Consider the following 17210-nt stretch of genomic DNA (forward strand, 5'->3'; position numbering starts at 1 on the left):
CGAACTGCTGTACGGGCAGCAGAAAGGCCACCTCCCGAAGCCGGGAAGTGGCCTGAGCTGCGTGGGCGATACTGGGATCGAACCAGTGACCTCTTCGGTGTGAACGAAGCGCTCTCCCGCTGAGCTAATCGCCCTCAGCGCGGATGACTCTACCCGATCGTGGGACCGGACCGCGAACCCGGGGTCAGTGGGTCGCGAGGTAGTGCAGGACCTGGGCGATCACGTCGATGCCGAGGCTGTACTTGATCGAGAGTAGGGCCACGGCGCCGACGAAGACGATGCCGACGGCGCCGATCACGAAGCGTACGGCGAGTGACTGTCGTTTCACCCAGTTGGCCCAGCCTTGGACGTGGCGGCGGGTGAAGCCGAGTAGTCGTTTGGCCCAGTGGAATTCGACGGCCCAGATGCCGAGGCCGGCGATCACGATGAGCCAGCCGGGGCCGGGTAGCGGGATGAGCACGATGCCGACGGAGACGACGATGGCGCCGAGCACCCCGATGATGACCTTGAGGGCGAGGCGACCGGTGGGGTTGGCGCGGATCAGCGCGAGGGTGGTGGATATCCGCCGCCGCCAGCGGGGTGGTTGGCGTCGTCCGGACACGGTGCGACCACCCCCGTCGCTCTTCGCGGCCTGGTCCGGCTCCGGTCGGTCACCCTGCATGAGGTGAGAGTTACCCCGTCGGGCGGGACCATGCCCGTTGGCGTAGCTGCGTCCGTTGCGGCCGATCCGCTCGTTGTCCGTCGAGCCGCGTTCGACCACCGACCGGCCACGCCGGTCCCCTTGTTTCTTTGGCACCCGTACCCCCGCTGTTCGGTCACGCGGACCGCGACGATCGACGGCCCTGCGGCGCGATGGGATCCACTGAGGATCGCTCAGCGACCATTTCTCATCCCCCAGTGTTGCGCGGGCCCGTCACTGCAACGGCCGACTGGACGTTACCGGAGTAAGTCGACGACTGAACCACCCGATGCCGGGCGGGATCTACGCACTGGGCAGAACCGGAAATCCTAGATGAATTTTCACGTTCATGCGGCATTTCCGACCCCCTTCCCACCACTGGGTGAAGTCAGCGTATGGCGGAGCGTAGCCAGGAGTAGCGGCTGAGTATGGGAAAAGCGGGACACGCGCGTTCCGCACGCGGTGCCGGGGGGAGAACGTCCATGAGTGTCATCCGACCGACGACCGTTGAGGTCGAGACGTCGCTAAGGCTAGTCGCGCCTGACGCCACCGCCTTGCCGGTGCGTGCCAGTCTGCGCTACGACCCTGCTGACCCGTATGCGGTCCATGTCCTGTTCCACGCCGAATCGGCCGGTGGCGAGGCGGTGAGCTGGTCGTTCGCCCGCGAGTTGCTGGTCACCGGGCTCGACGAGCCGGCCGGCATCGGCGATGTCCGGGTCTGGCCGTGGGCCACCCCGCGCGGCGACTTCGTCGCGCTGGCGCTGTCGTCGCCGGACGGCAACGCCCTGTTCGAGGTACCGCGCAGCGTGCTGGTGCGGTTCCTGCGGCGCACCTACGTCGTCGTTCCGCGCGGTCGCGAGGCCGAGCACCTGGACGTCGACACGGCGGTCAACCGGCTGCTCGCCGGCCGCTGACCACGACGCAAGCCGGGGCCGCGCGGATCCTGCCGGGGCCGCGCGGCCCCAGCATGTCCGGCGGTACGCGGGCAGCCTCCCGCCGTCGGCCACGCGACCCGGGTCGCCCCACTCAGCCATGGGTGCTGATGCCGCCGTCGACCGGGATCACCGCACCCGTGAGGTAGGCACCGGCCCGCGACGACAGGTAGATCGCGGTGCCCGCCATGTCCTCCGGTCGGCCGATTCGTCCCAGTGGCACCTGCGCCTCGATGGCGGCTCGGGAGGCCGGGTCGTCCAGCGCGAACGCCATCATCTTGCTCTCGAACGGGCCGGGCGCGATCGCGTTGACGGTGATCCGCTCGCCGGCCAGTTGGTGGGCCAGGCTGCGGGTCAGCATGTGGACTGCCGCTTTCGTCGCCGAGTAGGCGTAGACCTCCATGAACGGCACCCGCAGGCCGTCGATCGAGCCGATGTTGATCACCCGCGCCGGGTCGTCGTCGGTGGCGGCGGCGCGCAGGGCCGGCAGCAGCGCGGTGGTCAGCCGGAACACCGCCTTGACGTTGATCGCCCAGAGCTTGTCGAACGCGCTCTCCGGGTACTCCTCCAGCGGCGCACCCCAGGTCGCGCCGGCGTTGTTGACCAGGACGTCGAGCTTGTCGACCCGATCCCGCACGGCGTCGGCGAGCGCCTGCGCCCCCTCGTCCCGGCTCAGGTCGGCGGGGATCGCCTCGCAGCTGCCCTGCGCGGAGAGTTCCTCGACCACCGCCGCGCAGACGTCGGCCCGGCGGGACGAGATGATCACGTGTGCGCCGGCCGCGACGAAGCCTCGGGCGATCATCAGCCCGATCCCCCGCGATCCGCCGGTGACCAGGACCTTCTTGCCGTAGACCGAGAACAGGTCGGTCATGCGCCATCCTCTCGTACGCCGGTGCATCCGGCCGGAGGCCGCCGGCCCCGGGCGTCGCGGCGACCACCGTCGCTACCGATCGGTAACCTAATCGCCCCACCGGGCGCCGACAACCCCGAACCGGCGGCGGCGGCGATCGTTGCCGCTCGGCAACGATGTTTCAACGCGCGGCCGCAGAGGATGCGCCCGGCCGCCTCCTTGGCTAACGTCGCAGGTGATGGTCCCTTCCGGTCACCTCGCCACGGCCCCGCCCGCCGCCCCCGCCGGCTCCAGAGAGATCAGCACGATCACCCTGTGTGAGCTGTCCCCTGACGCGACGTGGCGACGGCCGGTGCTCCTGGACCGCGAGCTGATCGTGCTCACCACCGGCGGGCACGGCTACGCGGAGGTGGACTTCCGTGCCCTGCCGTGCCGGCCCGGCACGTTGCTCCGGATCCGTCCGGGGCAGGTGCTGCGCTGCGCCCTGCCCCAACTGGACGCCACGGTGGTCCGCTGGCATCCGGAGGCGCTGCACGGGCTGGACGTGGACGCCGACGACGTACCGGCCTGGGTCCAGCTCGCCGGTGAGGACGAGGACGCGGTCATCAACGAGGTCAGCCAGTTGACGGTGGATTCCCGTCGGCACCGGGGCACGCCGAGCGGCCGTAGCCTGCTGCGTCATCAACTGACCGTGCTGCTGCTGCGGCTGAGCATGCTGCGGTCGGGCAACTGGCGGGCGTCGCGTCCGGAGGAGGTCGCCTTCCGCCGGTTCTGCCGCGAGGTCGAACTCGGCTACCAGCAGAGCCGGCGGGTCGAGGACTACGCCGACCGGCTCGGCTGCTCGGTGCGTACGCTGACCCGGGCCTGCCTGGCGGTGACCGGGCGCAGCGCCAAACAGGTGCTCGACGAGCGGGTCGCCCTCCAGGCCAGCCGGCTGCTCGCCGCCACCGACGAGCCGGTCGCCCGGATCGGCCGGCAGCTCGGTTTCACCGAGCCGACCAACTTCGGGCGGTTCTTCACCCGCGAGGTCGGTGTCAGCCCCGGCGCCTTCCGGGCCGCCCGCGACCAACGCGGGCGGGCTCCCGTCGTCCGCCCCCGGTCCCCCGTGGACGCGAGGACCGCCGCCCACCACGCGTGACCGCTGGCACGCTCGCCCCGGCGCCCGGACGGCCTCTCCTGCGGCGGCTCGGCGATTTGGGCAGCCCGGCGGCGCCTGGGCCGGCACAGGTTGGGCATGATGGCAGGGTGCAGATCTCCGCGCGTGGCGACTACGCGGTACGGGCGGCGCTGAGCCTGGCAGCCGCGTACCCGGCACTGCTGTCCACCCAGACCATCTCCGCGGAGCAGGACATGCCGCGCAAGTTCCTGGAAGCGGTCCTGGCCGACCTGCGTCGGGCCGGGATCGTCCGGGCCCAGCGCGGGGCGGAGGGCGGTTACGCCCTAGCCCGGCCGCCACGGGAGGTGACCGTCGGCGCGGTGCTGCGGGCGGTGGAGGGACCGTTGGCCGGCGTACGGGGTCTGCGTCCTGAGGAAACCAGCTACGAGGGCGTGGCCCAGCACCTGCCCGGCTTCTGGGTCGCGGTCCGCGCCTCGCTGCGGCGGGTGGTCGACGAGGTGAGCCTGGCGGACGTGCTCGGCGGGCGACTGCCGGCCCACGTACGGCGGCTGACCACCCAACCCGACGCCTGGGAACCTCGCTGATCCGCGTCCCGTCGACCCAACCGACGGTCAGGCTGACGCGGCCGTGGTGTAGCTGCCGTGGTGGTGCAGCAGCGGGTCGCCGTCGATGCCGGTGGAGAGCGCCAGCGGCTCGGCGATGACCACGGCGTGGTCGCCGGCGGGAATCCGGTGCACCACCCGGCAGAGCAGCCGGCCCAGCACGCCGGTCAACAGCGGCAGCCCGAACGGTCCGGGCTCCCAGTAGGGGTAGCCGGCGAACGGGTCGACGCCACGGGTGGCGAAGATGGTCGCGGCTTCGGTCTGGTTGGCGGCGAGCAGGTGCACGGCGACGTGCTCGGCCCGGTCCAGCACCGGCGCGCTCGGCGCGGCCGGGTCGTGGCAGAAGGACACCAGTGGTGGGTGCAGCGACACGGTGGTGAAGGTGGTCGCGGTGAATCCGGCCCGCAGGGGGGTGCCGAGGTCACCCAGGCAGGCGGGTCGGGTGTTGCGGGCCACCGCGGTGACCACGGTGACCGTGCTGGCCTGCCGCTGCCGCAGCGTGTCGAACAGGTCCGGGTCGACCGGCCGTAGCTGGTCGACCCGGTCGCGCCCGGCGGTGGTCACGCCGGCACCAGCGTGGTTGTCGCGGATCGGCAGGGTGGGGTGGCCGGCGCGCAGGGGTGCGGGGTGATGCATGAGATGTCCTCTCCGGTGCGCGAGGTCGAGCGAGCAGCCGGCACCCTTCACAGGTTGGGACGGGCGCCGTCAGCTCCGCACAACGTCGATCCAAGCAGTATCTTCAGGTTCGCAAAACCCATCTGATAAATAGGATATTCGGGTTGCGGCGGAGGGACCGGGCCTCCACTGCGGAGCAGCGGAGTTTGCCGCGTCGGCGTTACGGGCATCTTCGAGCCCGCAGGGACACGACGAAGGGAGGCCCGCGATGGGTCTGATGTTCCGCAAGCGCAAGAAGTACGGGCCGCTGATCCTGAACTTCACCGAGAACGGCTTCTCGTCCTGGAGCATCAAGATCGGTCGGTGGTCCTGGAACTCGCGAGCCAAGGCGCACCGGGTGGACCTGCCCGGTCCCCTGTCCTGGAAGCAGGACAAGTCCCGGGCGTGAGGTTCCGAGGTCGAGCGGGGCGCCGGAGTTCACCGGCGCCCCGCTCGGCGTCCCGACCGTTGTCCGTGGACGGTTTCCGCACCGGGTCAGACGGCACGGCAAATGCCCGATCGGACCGACGATCGGCGTACCGGACCGGACAATCTAGACATGGAACAGAAACCGGGTCACTCGAAGGAGATCCGTCGGGCCGGGCTGGCCTGTGCGTTGCTGCTGGTGACCTACTTCGTCATCCCGGTGGAGCCTGACCCCAACACCGCCCGGATGGGCGTACGCCTCGGCCTCACCCTGGCGATGGCGGCCGTGGTCGCCTGGCTGGTGACCGGTCAGGTGCGGCGCCAGCTTGTCGCCGGACCGGCGCGCGAGGCCCGGTCGCTGACGCACCTGGCAGTGGCCCTGGTCGCCGGGCTGCTCGCCTTCGCCCTGGCCGACTTCGTCGTCGCGCGGGTCGCCCCGGCGCAGTTCGTCGACCTGGAAACCCGGGTCGACGCGCTCTACTTCGCGCTGACCACGTTGACCACCGTGGGCTACGGCGACGTACACGCCCAGGGCCAGTTGGCCCGGGGCCTGGTGATCGTGCAGATGGTGTTCAGCATCGGGGTGCTCGCCACCGGGGTGTCCCTGGTGGTCAAGCAGCTGACCGGGCGGCCGTGACCAGCACGTCACCGCCGAGCCGGCCGTCCGCCGGCTCGCGGCTGACCTGTCCCGCGTCGAGCAGTCCGGTCAGCGCCCGCAGCGCGTCCACCGCCCGGTAGGCGGTGGTGGTGACGGCGTACCGGCGCAGCTCGGTGACGGTCCGCGGGCCGTGCCGGGTCAACTCGGCCAGCAGCGCGCGGGCCAGCGGCTCGGTGCTGGTCTCCGGCGGGGCCGCCAGCGGCCCGCCCTCCGGGTCGCGGAGCCGGACACCGACCGTCCACAGGCTCTCCTTCAGCGCCTCCAGGCTGCGGTCCGAGCCGGTGCCGAACCCGATCCGGCGTCCGGTGTCGGTCAGTTCCACCTCGGTGACCAGCGCGAAGCCGGCGTCGGCCAGCTCCGGCCGCAGCGGGGTGTGCGCGCCGGCGAGCACCAGCACCTCGGCGGGCCGGCCGATCGCGGCAGCGGACAACGCGACCGGGTCGATCCGGTCGGCGGCCTCCAGGTAGCACAGGGTCGGGGCGCCGGCCGCACCGGCCGCCCGCAACGCCACCGGCAGCGCGCCCGGCGCACCGGGCATCAGGTGCACCGTGACCTGTGGCGGGAGCTGCGACTCGGCCGCGCCGAGACGGGCCGGCAGGTCCTCGGTGCCGTCGGCGAGCACCAGCACGGTGACCCGGCAGTCCCGCAACCGGTCGGCGTACTCACCGACCAGCTGTAACGCGGTCTCGGCCGGCCGGGGGTCGTCGCCGGCGTACGCGAGCGCGATGGTGGCCCGCCGGGTACGCCGAAGCGCCGCCGGCAGCCACCCGCGCAGGTGCTCGCCGAGCAGCTGGTACCCCACCGTGTCCACTGACATCCTGCCGTTCTACCCCATCCCCCGTCGGCGGTGGGCCGCACCCACCCGGTTGCCGCACCCCGGGGCGTGCTCGGCCACGCCCCCAGGCGGACACGGAGCCACGCCCCTGAGGCGGACACGGAGCCACGCCCCTCGGGCGGAAATGGCGCCGCGCCCTCAGGCGGGGACGGAGATGCCGACGCCGCCCCGGGTGGTGCCGCCGTAGCGGGCGATCTCGGCGGGCAGGTCGAGCCGGCCGATGCGGGTACGGGCGGCGAGCGCGGCGTCGTCCAGCCGGTCGGCCGGCACCAGCCAGACCACCTCGAACTCCAGCCCGTCGGGATCCCGGCCGTAGAGGCTCTTGGTGGTGCCGTGGTCGGAGGCGCCGACCAGGGCGTCCGCCTCGGTCAGCCGGCGGGCGACGGCGGCCAGCTCGTCCAGGGTGTCCACCTCCCAGGCCAGGTGGTAGAGGCCGACGGTGGTGCGGCCGGCCGGCGACCGGCCGGCGTGCGTGCCGATGGCGAACAGGCCGAGGTCGTGGTCGTTGGTGGAGCCGGGCGCCTGGAGGAAGGCGGCGCCACGGAAACCTTCCGGGGTCATCGGGACCAGGCGGAAGCCCAGCACGTCGCGGTAGAACGCGACGGCGCGGTCGAGGTCGCTGACGTAGAGCACGGCGTGGTTGAGACGGTGGATTCCCATGCCACCGACGCTAGCGCGATTTAGTTGAGCATTCAACTACTGCCGCTATGATGGCGGTCATGACCCGCTGGCTGGATCCGGACGAGCAACGCACCTGGCGGGCCTTCCTGGCCGCCTCCCGGGCGTTGATGGACACCCTCGACCGGGAGCTGCAACGCGACGCCGGAATGCCCCACGCCTACTACGAGATCCTGGTACGGCTCTCCGAAGCGCCCGAGCGCCGACTACGGATGAGCGAGTTGGCCGACGCCACCGGATCCTCCCGCAGCCGGCTGTCACACGCCGTGGCCCGGCTCGAAGCCGCCGGCTGGGTCCGCCGCGAGGACTGCCCGACCGACCGGCGCGGACAGCTCGCCCGGCTCACCGACGACGGCTTCGCCACCCTGGCCGCCGCGGCACCCGGCCACGTCGAGGGCGTACGCCGACACCTGTTCGACGCCCTCAGCCCAGCTCAGGTGGATCAACTACGCCGAATCAGCGAAGCATTGACCGATCACCTGAGCCGGGCCTGACCAGATCCTGACCGAACCGCTCCGGCGCGGGACTTGTACATAACGTCGTCGGATGAGCACGATGGGGCGTGCCTTCCGGCTTCGGTGAACTGACTGATCAGGCGCACGACCTGGTTTCCGCTGGCGATCTCGCCGGCGCGCAACGGCTGCTCGCCGACGCGCTGACCGGCGCCGACCCGCGTCCGGCCAACGCGACACCCGAGCTGGCCGAGGCGGCCAGCCTGCACGCCCGCGTGCTGGTCGCGCTCGGCGAGCCGCACTCGGCACGGGGCTGGGCCGCCTTCGCGTACGCCGCCACCACCCGACTGCACGGCCGCGCCGACCCGCGTACGGTGGCCGCCGCCGCCACCCTGGCGGCGGTGCTGCACCGGGTCGGCAGCTGGTCCCGGGCCGCCCGGCTGTACCAGGAAGTCATCATCGAACTCACCGCGACCGACGGGCCCGAATCGCTCCGGGTGCTCGCCGCGCACGCCGACCTGGCCACCGTGGAGTACGCCCGAGGCCAGTGCCAGGTCGCCCGCGACCGCCTCCAGGACGCCTGGGAGCTACACCGCGAGGTGTACGGCGACGGCCACCCGAGCGGCATCAAGATGCTGGCCCGACTCGGCTCGATGCAACGCGACTGCGGACAGTTCAGCGAGGCCCACGACAACCTCGCCCTCGCCCGCGAACTGAGCCGCCAGCACCTGGCCCCGGACGACCCGCTGACCGCGCAGGTGGCGGCGCTCGCCCGAGCCGCCGCCAACCCGGACCACGCCTGCGCCGACACCCCACCGGTGAGCAGCCAGGACCCGGTCGTACCGGCCGCCCGCATCCCGCCGCCCGGCGACGCCCCACCCGCACCACAGTGGCCGACCGACGCCCCGGCCAGCCCCGCCGCGATCCCCACCCAACCGACCGACTCCGCCCCGACCTGGCCGACCGACTCCGCCCCGACCTGGCCGACCGACTCCGCCGCGACCTGGCCGACCGACTCCCCAAGCACCCAGGCCGACTGGCCGACCGACGCACCGGCAGCCCACCACGACTGGCCGGCAGACTCCCCGGCGGCCCAGGCCGACTGGCCGGCAGACTCCCCGGCAGCCCGGGCCGACTGGCCGGCGGAGGGCGAGGCGGCCGGTGCCGTCCGGCCCCAGGGCAGCTGGCCGGAGCCGGAGTGGCCGGCCGCCGAGGAACACCCCGTGGAGGGTTACCACCCCAGCCACGGCTACCACCCGGCCGGGCAGCCAGCGGCCGGCGCGGCATCGCCGGTCCCCACCCCGCGCCAACCGGCCGAGGGCCCGGCCGGACCACCGGACGACTGGTGGACGGCACCCGCCACCGAGGAACCGGCCCCCTACCCCGACTACGGCACCACGACAGCGAACACCCCGGACCCGTACGCCGACCGGGCCACGGCGGTGCCGCCGAGCGTCGTGGGCCTGACCGGACCGGCGCCGCAGGCGCCCGGGGTCTACCGGCTGCGCCGGGTGGACGAACCGGAACAGTCCACGCCGTCGCGGCTGCTCCCGGTACCGGTGCGGCGGACCGCCCCGGCGCCCCGGCAGCCGAACCGGATGGTGCCGATCATCGCGGCCGGGGTGGTCGTGGTGCTGCTCGGTACCGCCGCGGTCATCGCCGGGATGTCCCGGCTCGACGGCGGCGGCAGCCCCGGCGCCCCCGCCACGAGCAACGCGCCGGGCAGTGCGCCGGCCACGACGAACCCGGACACCTCCGTCTCGCCCGGCGCCCCACCCACCGGGCTCGCGCTGCGCGACAACCGGGACAGCGTGACGCTGAACTGGGAGTATCCGGCCGGAAGCGAGGGACCTGTGATCATTTCCGGTGGCCGGGCCGGGCAGCCGGCCAGCCCGTTCGCCGATCTGCCCGCCGGCACCGACAGCTTCGTCGTCTACGGGCTGAACCGTAGCCTCGACTACTGCTTCACCGTGGCCGTCGCCTGGTCCACCGACGTGGTGGCGCGCTCGGAACAGGTCTGCACCGACCGTCGCTGAGGGTCACCGTCCGGCCCGGCACGCGTTGGTGTGGCGGGCCGCCTGACGGTTGGTTCCGTCGTACGTCGCGGGGTATCTTTATCCGTTCAGGCAACAAAAAAGAACGGCTCAAAAAGCCGTTCCTACTCCGAATACTAGCCAATTGGGAGACGGATTGTCAAGGCACTCCGACGGTTCGCCGTCCGACGACGAGATCGGCCGCGAGCAGGAGTACGTCTCGATGCTCTACCAGCGCCTGGACGACCTGCGGGAGCAGGCGTCACGGCGGCTGACCGAGGAACTGCGGGTGACCGGTGGCACATTGCAGGCCCGTTCCCAACGGGACAGCGCAGTACAGATGTACGCCGACCAGGTCGAGCAGTTCTCGGCGGTGGAGAACGGTCTGTGCTTCGGACGGCTGGACACCGACGAAGGCGAGCGCCGGTACATCGGCCGAATCGGCATCTTCGACACCGACGGTGATTACGATCCGCTGCTGATGGACTGGCGTGCCCCGGCCGCCCGTGCCTTCTACCTCGCCACCGCCGCCAACCCGCAGGGCATCCGGCGACGCCGGCACCTGCGTACCCGGCAGCGCAAGGTCACCGGCATCAACGACGAGGTGCTGGACCTGGCCACCGCCTCCCCCACCGCCCACGAGGAACTGACCGGCGAGGCGTCGCTGCTGGCCGCGTTGAACGCCGGCCGCACCGGGCGGATGCGCGACATCGTCGAGACCATTCAGGCCGAACAGGACCGCATCATCCGCGCCGACCTCTCCGGCATGCTGGTGGTGCAGGGTGGCCCCGGCACCGGCAAGACGGCGGTGGCGCTGCACCGGGCGGCGTACCTGCTCTACACCCACCGGCGGGAGCTGTCGACCCGGGGCGTACTGCTGGTCGGCCCGAACGTCACCTTCCTGCGCTACATCTCCCAGGTGTTGCCGGCGCTGGCCGAGACGGGCGTGCTGCTGCGTACCCAGGGCGATCTGTTTCCCGGGGTGAACGCCCGGCGCACCGAGCCCGCCACCACCGCCGCCGTCAAGGGCCAGCCGGTGATGGTCGAGGTCCTGACCAACGCGGTACGCGACCGGCAGCGGGTGCCCGACGAACCGCTGGAGATCGAACTGCCGCAGCGGGAGATCCTGCTGCTCGACCCGGCGACCGTGCACGCGGCCCGGGACCAGGCCCGGCGCAGCGGTCGGCCACACAACCTGGCCCGCGCGGTGTTCGACATCGAGATCATCCACGCGCTCGCCCACCAGGTGGCCGAGCGCATCGGCGCCGACCCGCTGGGCGGGGAGAACCTGCTGGACGAGGCGGACCTCGCCGAGATCCGCCGCGAGCTGCGCGAGGAACCGGAGGTACGCGCCACGCTGGACGAGTTGTGGCCGGTGCTCACCCCGCAACGCCTGCTCGCCGACCTGTACGCCTCGACCGACCGGCTCGCCACCGCCGCGCCGATGCTCACCGCCGACGAGCGGGCGGCCCTGCACCGCGAGCCGGGCGGCTGGACCCCCGCCGACGTGCCGCTGCTCGACGAGGCGGCGGAGCTGCTCGGCGAGGACGACCGGGCCGCCGCCGCCCGCCAGCAACGCCTGCGCGCCCTGCAACGCGAGTACGCCGAGGGTGTCCTCGAAATCGCCCGCGGCTCCCGGTCGATCGACGTGGAGGACGAGGCCGACGGCGGTGAGATCCTCGGCGTGACCGACCTGCTCGACGCCGACCAGCTGCTCGAACGCCAGGAGGAAGCCGACCGGCTGACCACCGCGCAACGCGCCGCGGCCGATCGGTCCTGGGCGTTCGGCCACGTGATCGTCGACGAGGCGCAGGAGTTGTCGCCGATGGCCTGGCGGCTGCTCATGCGCCGCTGCCCGAGTCGGTCGATGACCATCGTCGGCGACGTGGCGCAGACCGGCGCGCTGGCCGGCACCCCGTCCTGGGCGCAGGCCCTGGCGCCGTACGTGGCGGACCGGTGGCGGCTGACCGAGCTGACCGTCAGCTACCGCACCCCCGCCGAGATCATGGCGGTCGCCGCAGACGTCCTGGCCGAGATCGACCCGGCGCTGCAACCACCCCGCGCCGTACGCTCCAGCGGCTTTCCGCCGGTCTCGCGCACCGTGCCGGTGGACCGCCTCGCGCCGGAGCTGGTCGAGGTCGTCACCGCAGAGGCGGCCGGACTCACCGACGGCCGGCTGGGCGTGATCGTGCCGGCCGCCCGGGTCGACGGCCTCGCCGCCGCAGTGACCGGCGCGCTCCCCGAAGCCGCCATCGGCGAACAACCCGACCTGGAGAGCCGGGTCGTGATCCTCACCGTCGCCGAAGCCAAGGGCCTCGAATTCGACTCGGTGATCGTGGTGGACCCCGATCACATCGTCGCCGAATCCCCCCGGGGCCGCAGCGACCTCTACGTGGCCCTGACCCGCGCCACCCAACGCCTGACCACCCTCACCCCGACCCCCTGACCCGTACGGCTGGCCCGGCCCGGAAGGACCGGGCCGGGCCGGTGGTCAGGTCAGTCGAAGCTGCCCACGTGGGTTGCCGGGGTGGACTGGTCACTTGTGGAACCGCCGGACGGGGTGCTCAGACCACCGGTGGTGGCGTCCCCCGTCGTGGTCGGGGCCACCTTGCCCCGGTGCCGCTCCGGCTGGCGGGCCAGCCGTCGCACGCTCGCCGGGCCGGCCGTACCGCCGGTCGTGGTGATCGCGCCCTGTCCACGGGTCGGGCCACCGTCACGCAGCACGTTCGGGTCGATCGGCACCTTCGCCGGATCGTCCGGGTCGTCGCGCTGGATGGCACTCTCCACATCGGTACGCGGCACGGTCACCTCGTCCACGGCACCTTCGCCGTACACACCGCCGGCGATCCGCTCCTCGGCCCGGCGGGCGGCATCCTGTCGCAGGTCGTCCTCACGCATGATCCATCACCTCGCAGAAGCGTCGGTCCAATCAGCGTGCCCGATGACCGGCCGGACAAACCCGGACCGCACCCGCGTGAAAGCTGCCGGCGGAAGCGGTCATACCGGGTGGTGGGGACGGAGAGGTCACGGCGCAACCCGGACATTCGGCCGAGCCGGAGCGGGTCGGGGCGAAGGTGAGCGCGGATCGGGTCCGGCAGGGAATCCGGGGTTACTGCTGCCGAGCCACCGGGTAGACGCGTCGTGCCCCCGCCAGTACGCGAACCGTGCCGTGACCGAAACACGGTAGCGGGGCGAGGGTTGGCAGGACTCATCACATCCTGAGGAGGACAGATGAGCACGCAGGCTGCATCCACCAGGCCGATGAACCGTCCGGCGCAGGACGTGCAGAACCGTCAGGCCATGCAGGAGGCGCCCACCCGGCCGATGCCGGCGTACGACGGACACCGGGAGCCGATGCAGGCGCCGGGTACGGAAACCAAGCAGTCGTTCCTGACGACGGAATTCTGGATCTACGCGGCTGCGGTGGCGGCCGTCGTGATCGCCGCCTTCTGGCGGGGTCCGACCACCAACGGTCTGAACCTGAACAACCCCGGCCAGGCGTGGTTCTTCATCACCCTGCTGACCCTGGGTTACCTGGGTAGCCGTGGTCTGGCCAAGGCCGGTAGCCCCAAGCGCTCGGCCATGGAGCGTCGACGGGGGCGTTGACCCTCGGGTGTGACGCACGATGGCCCTCTGGGGATCCTTCCCCGGAGGGCCATCGTCTGCTCTCGACGGACTAGAACTCCTCGAAACCGCCGAAGTCGCCGCCCCCGAAGTCTTCGCCGCCGAAGTCACCGGCGGCCTCGGTGACCTCTTCCTCGGCGCCCTCGAAGGCGTTGCCGATCATGTGGCCGGCCACCATGCCACCCATGGCGCCGAGCGCCGCGCCCGCCACGATCCCGCCCATGCCGGGGCCGCTGCGCTGCTGCGGGTGGCCGTACTTGTTCGGCGGGCCGTACCCGGGCGGAGCACCGTAACCCTGCTGGGGGTAGCCCTGCTGCGGGTAACCCTGGGCGGCGTGCGGGACCGGGTAGCCCTGCTGCGGGTAACCCTGCGGCGGCATCCCCTGCGGCGGGTAGCCCGGCGGCACGGCCTGCGGCGGGTACCCGGGCGGGGCACCGTAGCCCGGCTGCGGACCGAAGCCCTGCGGGGCGCCGTACCCGGGCGGTGCACCGAACGCCTGGGCCCGCATGCTGCCGTACCGTCCGACCGTCTCGGCCAGCCAGCCGTCGACCACCTGCATCCAGTCCGAGCGCTCGGCCTCGGCGTGCGAGACCTGATACCGCCCGAAGACGTCGTGGCCCGGGGTGAGGAACCCGCCGCGCTTGTCGCACTCCAACACCACGTCCACGCCCTGCGGGTTGGTGACGAAGGTCAGCTCAAGCTCGTTGATGGTCTGCGCGTACTGCGGAGCGGCGAAGAACTCGATCTCCTGGTAGAACGGCAGCATCTGCTGTACGCCGTGGATCCGGCCGCGTTCCAGGTCGGCCGACTTGAACCGGAAGCCGAGCTGGAGGAACGCCTCCAGGATCCGCTCCTGCACCGGCAGCGGGTGCACGTTGACCTGGTCCAGGTCGCCCTTGTCGACCGCGCGGGCGATGGACAGCTCGGTACGCAGCCCCATCGTCATGCCGCGCAGGCGCTGGCCGTACACATCGGTGATCGGGGTTTCCCACGGCACCACTAGCTGGAACGGAATCGACAGCTGCTGCTTCGGGGCGAGTTGGAAGGCGCCGCTGACCGCCTGCCGGTGGAACTCCATCACCCCGGCGTGCTCGCCGCCGCCGCTCTCGATCTCGACCCGGGTGACCAGCCCGATGACGATCTGCTCGATGTCAGCCTGGGCCTCCCCGCCGATCAGGTTGACCTGGCCATCGAGGGCCTGCCCGGGCCGGGTGTTCGGGTTGGCAAGGACGGTGTCCACACTGGGACCGCCCACCCCCAACGCGCTCAACATCTTCTTGAAGACCATCGGTACTCCCGCTGGGTCTGGTGCCCGGACTCCCCTTAGGAGCGGACGCTTGCCGACGCACCGTATCGAGCGGCCCTGTGAGGTCGCTGAAAGCCCTCAGTGGGCGAGCCGAGGTGGTTCCGGCGGCAAGAGGGAGATCTTGGTACGAATGTGCCCCTTGAAGGGCGCACTCGTACCAAGATCCCGGATGCTTGGCGTGCTGACCGAGTGGTCGCACCACTCGGCAGGCGAGGTCAGGGGGCGACCAAGTCGAACTCGCCCGCCTTCACGCCACTGATGAAGGCCATCCACTCGTCGGCCGGGTAGACGATCGTCGCGGCATCGGGTGCCTTGCTGTGCCGGACAGCAACCCGTCCAGAACCGTCGAGCACCGGCCCCGCCTCGACGCAGCTACCGCCGTTGTCGTTGCTCTTGGTACTGATGTGCCAAGCCACCGCCGGCATACCCTCGCTCATGACAACTCCTTCGCGATACTCGCGATCAACTGCGCGGAGACACTCGTGCTCAGCGCAGCCTCCCTGAGTCGATGGTACGCATGAACAAACCTCATTGATCTTGGCGCTTCGACGTAGAGCCGACCGGCAAGGTTTTCCAGATAGGCAACCGCCGGGTACGGCTTCGGCAGGGTGAACAAGGTGAAGGCGCCATCCATACCAGCGTGCAGAGCGGTCGTAGATGGCAGCACCTGGATCTCCACGTTCCGTCGCGAGGCCAACTCGTGAAGATGTCGAAGCTGTCCACACATCGTTCGCCGCCCACCCACCAGCCGGCGCAGGACGTTCTCGTCGAGGACGGCCGCTACCTTGGTGGGCCCATCGAGCACCTTTTGCCGCTCGATGCGCAACTCAACCCAGCGAGCCACAGTCGCATCGGGCACCTCGGCTTCCTCTGCATTGCGAATTACCGCCTCGGCGTAGTCGCGTGTTTGCATGAGACCAGGCAGCAAGACTGTGTTGAATGAACCGATACGTTCGGCCCTCCCCTCCAACCAGGGGTATTCGATGAACGAGGAGTCGACGACGTCGCCGTAGTCCTCGTCCCAGCGGTCGGTGCGCCACACCTCCTCGGCCAGGGCCAGCAGCCGGGCCCGCTCGGCGGCATGGTGAAAGCCGTACAGGTCCAGTAAGGCGATGACGTCGCCCTTGCGGATGGGCCAGTCCGCGCGCTCATAGCGACCGAGCGCCGACATGTCGCGTTGCAGGTGCTCCGCGACGAGTTTCAGCGTCATCCCGCGTTCCTCTCGTAACGCGCGTAACTGCTGGCCCAACCACTGCGCCCGCAGCGTCCGGATGAACGGCTTGTGCGGCATGATCCACCTCTCGAAAAAAGTCGACGGAGCCCGCGAAGGAACCATTGCTCCAGTTCAGAGCCACTGGAAACGTGGTCTTCGGGTGAGGGTGACCACCGGCCCCCGGGGACGCCCGGTGCAAGCACGATGACCGCGGCTGGGCCAACAGCCGAGAAGGTGACGAGAGACGGCTTCGCGTGTGGCAGACGCCTACCGTTTCTCGTCGGGTCTCAACATGGAGCCGCATTCCGGCTCCGACCGACTTGATGAATACCTATCACGGCCAGGCAGGTCGTCGCGAGCCCGCCTGGCCGGAAATCCGCACCATCCACTGGCAGCCCGGTGGCCGTACCGCCGAATGAGGCTGCGGTGGCCGGGCGGGGCGGCCCTGCCCGGAATTCCCCCTTCGCGGCAGGGCCGCTCCATCCACACTGGAGGAGCCTCCAATGACTCGCGGAAACGTCTACGGCAGCCGGCCACCCCGGCTCCACCCGAGCGACGTTCGGGACCGGCAGTTCCCGGTCGTCGGTTTCGGCCGTCGCGGCCTCGACCAGGAGGAGGTACGACAGTTCCTGTATCGGGTGGCGCGGGAGCTGGCCATCCTCTATCAGGACCTGGCCCGGCTCGACGACGAGAACGTACGCCTCAAACGGGCCCTGCGGGACTGGCAGACCGCGCAGGCGAGGCGGAGGACACCATGAGCCAGCGGCATGTGATCCACCTACCGGTGAACGTGCCGGAGTTGGCCGACGCGCTTCGCTTCGCGTACACCCTGACCCGGTCGCTGGCCCTGATACCGGCGATCGAGGTGGCCAGCGCGAACGTCTCGGCCGAGGACGCCCAGCACGTACGCCACTGGGTCTTCTGCGACCGCTTCCTGCCCGACCGGCGTCGGTGCACCCGCCGGGCCGACCACGACGGGCCCTGTGACCCGGTCGGCCCCAGACACGGCCAGGAGGTCGCCGTGGTGATCGACATTGACGAGTACCGGCGGCTACGGGGTGAGCAGGTCGGCCTGATGGACTACCTTCGCTCAGGCCCGCTACTCGACACGGACCTCGACATCGAGCGAGCCACCGATCACCCGCGCGAGG

General features: G+C 71.2%; 19 protein-coding genes, 1 tRNA gene and 1 pseudogene. 11 read left to right on the forward strand and 10 right to left on the reverse strand.

All coding sequences use genetic code 11. The annotated features are described in order from the left end of the window. Nucleotides 1–62 precede the first annotated feature (62 nt). Both E0H26_RS24325 and E0H26_RS24330 read right to left on the reverse strand, forming a co-directional pair. Nucleotides 63–134 (reverse strand) — tRNA-Val (locus E0H26_RS24325). Nucleotides 135–184: 50 nt separating this feature from the next. Further along, nucleotides 185–661, reverse strand: a complete 477-nt coding sequence (locus E0H26_RS24330) for a TIGR02611 family protein (protein ID WP_240742342.1) — start codon at nucleotides 659–661, stop codon at nucleotides 185–187. 500 nt (nucleotides 662–1161) lie between these two features. On the opposite strand from E0H26_RS24330, the gene E0H26_RS24335 reads away from it, so the two are divergent. Beyond that, the gene (locus E0H26_RS24335; RefSeq protein WP_007457244.1) at nucleotides 1162–1593 is read left to right on the forward strand and encodes an SsgA family sporulation/cell division regulator; all 432 of its coding nucleotides are present in this window, start codon (nucleotides 1162–1164) and stop codon (nucleotides 1591–1593) included. A 112-nt stretch (nucleotides 1594–1705) separates the two neighbouring features. Here E0H26_RS24335 and E0H26_RS24340 read toward each other — a convergent pair whose 3' ends face one another. Further along, entirely contained in the window at nucleotides 1706–2482 is a 777-nt protein-coding gene (locus E0H26_RS24340; protein ID WP_131307624.1) for an SDR family oxidoreductase, read from the reverse strand. 217 nt (nucleotides 2483–2699) lie between these two features. On the opposite strand from E0H26_RS24340, the gene E0H26_RS24345 reads away from it, so the two are divergent. Together E0H26_RS24345 and E0H26_RS24350 are read left to right on the forward strand one after the other, a co-directional pair. Then, the gene (locus E0H26_RS24345) at nucleotides 2700–3599 is read left to right on the forward strand and encodes a helix-turn-helix transcriptional regulator (protein WP_131307626.1); all 900 of its coding nucleotides are present in this window, start codon (nucleotides 2700–2702) and stop codon (nucleotides 3597–3599) included. Between the two features lie 107 nt (nucleotides 3600–3706). Beyond that, entirely contained in the window at nucleotides 3707–4162 is a 456-nt protein-coding gene (locus E0H26_RS24350) for an RrF2 family transcriptional regulator (RefSeq protein ID WP_131307628.1), read from the forward strand. Nucleotides 4163–4189: 27 nt separating this feature from the next. Here the strand turns inward: E0H26_RS24350 and E0H26_RS24355 are convergent, their stop codons facing one another. Continuing rightward, a complete protein-coding gene (locus tag E0H26_RS24355) occupies nucleotides 4190–4816 on the reverse strand; it encodes a flavin reductase family protein (RefSeq protein WP_131307629.1) in 627 nt (208 codons plus the stop codon). Nucleotides 4817–5063: 247 nt separating this feature from the next. Here E0H26_RS24355 and E0H26_RS24360 point away from each other — a divergent pair, with 247 nt between their 5' ends. Next, nucleotides 5064–5243, forward strand: coding sequence for a DUF4236 domain-containing protein (locus E0H26_RS24360; protein ID WP_131056659.1), 180 nt, complete (start codon nucleotides 5064–5066; stop codon nucleotides 5241–5243). A gap of 150 nt (nucleotides 5244–5393) precedes the next feature. Next, a complete protein-coding gene (locus E0H26_RS24365) occupies nucleotides 5394–5897 on the forward strand; it encodes a potassium channel family protein (RefSeq protein WP_131307631.1) in 504 nt (167 codons plus the stop codon). Here E0H26_RS24365 and E0H26_RS24370 read toward each other — a convergent pair. Together E0H26_RS24370 and E0H26_RS24375 are read right to left on the reverse strand one after the other, a co-directional pair. After that, nucleotides 5872–6735, reverse strand: coding sequence for a hypothetical protein (locus E0H26_RS24370; RefSeq protein WP_131307633.1), 864 nt, complete (start codon nucleotides 6733–6735; stop codon nucleotides 5872–5874). The genes E0H26_RS24365 and E0H26_RS24370 overlap by 26 nt on opposite strands. Nucleotides 6736–6891: 156 nt before the next feature. After that, nucleotides 6892–7413 carry a VOC family protein gene (locus tag E0H26_RS24375; protein ID WP_131307635.1) on the reverse strand — a complete coding sequence of 174 codons (522 nt, stop codon included), beginning with the start codon at nucleotides 7411–7413 and terminating at the stop codon, nucleotides 6892–6894. Nucleotides 7414–7463: 50 nt separating this feature from the next. On the opposite strand from E0H26_RS24375, the gene E0H26_RS24380 reads away from it, so the two are divergent. The 3 genes from E0H26_RS24380 (at nucleotide 7464) to E0H26_RS24390 (ending at nucleotide 12362) form a co-directional block, all read left to right on the forward strand. Further along, entirely contained in the window at nucleotides 7464–7925 is a 462-nt protein-coding gene (locus tag E0H26_RS24380) for a MarR family winged helix-turn-helix transcriptional regulator (RefSeq protein ID WP_131307637.1), read from the forward strand. A gap of 68 nt (nucleotides 7926–7993) precedes the next feature. Further along, complete coding sequence (locus E0H26_RS24385; RefSeq protein ID WP_131307639.1) at nucleotides 7994–9919, forward strand: tetratricopeptide repeat protein; 1926 nt, start codon at nucleotides 7994–7996, stop codon at nucleotides 9917–9919. Nucleotides 9920–10139: 220 nt separating this feature from the next. Next, nucleotides 10140–12362 (forward strand): HelD family protein, encoded by a 2223-nt coding sequence (locus tag E0H26_RS24390; RefSeq protein ID WP_206025352.1) that lies wholly within the window; start codon nucleotides 10140–10142, stop codon nucleotides 12360–12362. A 50-nt stretch (nucleotides 12363–12412) separates the two neighbouring features. Here E0H26_RS24390 and E0H26_RS24395 read toward each other — a convergent pair whose 3' ends face one another. Beyond that, a complete protein-coding gene (locus E0H26_RS24395) occupies nucleotides 12413–12814 on the reverse strand; it encodes a hypothetical protein (protein ID WP_131307643.1) in 402 nt (133 codons plus the stop codon). 333 nt (nucleotides 12815–13147) lie between these two features. Between E0H26_RS24395 and E0H26_RS24400 the strand changes: the two genes are divergently transcribed. After that, nucleotides 13148–13522: a hypothetical protein gene (locus tag E0H26_RS24400; RefSeq protein ID WP_131307645.1), complete on the forward strand. Its 375-nt coding sequence runs from the start codon at nucleotides 13148–13150 to the stop codon at nucleotides 13520–13522. A gap of 70 nt (nucleotides 13523–13592) precedes the next feature. Here the strand turns inward: E0H26_RS24400 and E0H26_RS24405 are convergent, their stop codons facing one another. From E0H26_RS24405 to E0H26_RS24415, 3 genes are all read right to left on the reverse strand, one after another. Further along, nucleotides 13593–14828 (reverse strand): sporulation protein, encoded by a 1236-nt coding sequence (locus E0H26_RS24405; RefSeq protein ID WP_131307647.1) that lies wholly within the window; start codon nucleotides 14826–14828, stop codon nucleotides 13593–13595. A 233-nt stretch (nucleotides 14829–15061) separates the two neighbouring features. After that, nucleotides 15062–15283, reverse strand: coding sequence for a DUF397 domain-containing protein (locus E0H26_RS24410; RefSeq protein ID WP_131307649.1), 222 nt, complete (start codon nucleotides 15281–15283; stop codon nucleotides 15062–15064). Then, nucleotides 15280–16137, reverse strand: coding sequence for a helix-turn-helix domain-containing protein (locus tag E0H26_RS24415; protein ID WP_131307651.1), 858 nt, complete (start codon nucleotides 16135–16137; stop codon nucleotides 15280–15282). Before E0H26_RS24415 ends, E0H26_RS24410 begins: the two co-directional genes overlap by 4 nt. Nucleotides 16138–16562: 425 nt before the next feature. On the opposite strand from E0H26_RS24415, the gene E0H26_RS24420 reads away from it, so the two are divergent. Both E0H26_RS24420 and E0H26_RS30510 read left to right on the forward strand, forming a co-directional pair. Then, on the forward strand, nucleotides 16563–16817 hold the full coding sequence (locus tag E0H26_RS24420) for a DivIVA domain-containing protein (RefSeq protein WP_131307653.1): 255 nt from the start codon (nucleotides 16563–16565) through the stop codon (nucleotides 16815–16817). 11 nt (nucleotides 16818–16828) lie between these two features. Continuing rightward, a pseudogene (locus E0H26_RS30510) lies at nucleotides 16829–17059 on the forward strand (hypothetical protein); the annotation flags it as partial. Nucleotides 17060–17210 lie beyond the last annotated feature (151 nt).

The organism is Micromonospora zingiberis, assembly GCF_004331455.1.
Classification (GTDB): domain Bacteria; phylum Actinomycetota; class Actinomycetes; order Mycobacteriales; family Micromonosporaceae; genus Micromonospora; species Micromonospora zingiberis.

Coding starts and splice junctions, on each gene's coding strand:
- E0H26_RS24335 (WP_007457244.1), top strand. CDS start 1,162: ATGAGTGTCATCCGACCGACGACCGTTGAGGTCGAGACGTCGCTAAGG.
- E0H26_RS24370 (WP_131307633.1), bottom strand. CDS start 6,735: ATGTCAGTGGACACGGTGGGGTACCAGCTGCTCGGCGAGCACCTGCGC.
- E0H26_RS24410 (WP_131307649.1), bottom strand. CDS start 15,283: ATGAGCGAGGGTATGCCGGCGGTGGCTTGGCACATCAGTACCAAGAGC.
- E0H26_RS24375 (WP_131307635.1), bottom strand. CDS start 7,413: ATGGGAATCCACCGTCTCAACCACGCCGTGCTCTACGTCAGCGACCTC.
- E0H26_RS24400 (WP_131307645.1), top strand. CDS start 13,148: ATGAGCACGCAGGCTGCATCCACCAGGCCGATGAACCGTCCGGCGCAG.
- E0H26_RS24380 (WP_131307637.1), top strand. CDS start 7,464: ATGGCGGTCATGACCCGCTGGCTGGATCCGGACGAGCAACGCACCTGG.
- E0H26_RS24405 (WP_131307647.1), bottom strand. CDS start 14,828: ATGGTCTTCAAGAAGATGTTGAGCGCGTTGGGGGTGGGCGGTCCCAGT.
- E0H26_RS24345 (WP_131307626.1), top strand. CDS start 2,700: ATGGTCCCTTCCGGTCACCTCGCCACGGCCCCGCCCGCCGCCCCCGCC.
- E0H26_RS24365 (WP_131307631.1), top strand. CDS start 5,394: ATGGAACAGAAACCGGGTCACTCGAAGGAGATCCGTCGGGCCGGGCTG.
- E0H26_RS24390 (WP_206025352.1), top strand. CDS start 10,140: ATGCTCTACCAGCGCCTGGACGACCTGCGGGAGCAGGCGTCACGGCGG.
- E0H26_RS24420 (WP_131307653.1), top strand. CDS start 16,563: ATGACTCGCGGAAACGTCTACGGCAGCCGGCCACCCCGGCTCCACCCG.
- E0H26_RS24340 (WP_131307624.1), bottom strand. CDS start 2,482: ATGACCGACCTGTTCTCGGTCTACGGCAAGAAGGTCCTGGTCACCGGC.
- E0H26_RS24415 (WP_131307651.1), bottom strand. CDS start 16,137: ATGCCGCACAAGCCGTTCATCCGGACGCTGCGGGCGCAGTGGTTGGGC.
- E0H26_RS24330 (WP_240742342.1), bottom strand. CDS start 661: ATGCAGGGTGACCGACCGGAGCCGGACCAGGCCGCGAAGAGCGACGGG.
- E0H26_RS24360 (WP_131056659.1), top strand. CDS start 5,064: ATGGGTCTGATGTTCCGCAAGCGCAAGAAGTACGGGCCGCTGATCCTG.
- E0H26_RS24355 (WP_131307629.1), bottom strand. CDS start 4,816: ATGCATCACCCCGCACCCCTGCGCGCCGGCCACCCCACCCTGCCGATC.
- E0H26_RS24395 (WP_131307643.1), bottom strand. CDS start 12,814: ATGCGTGAGGACGACCTGCGACAGGATGCCGCCCGCCGGGCCGAGGAG.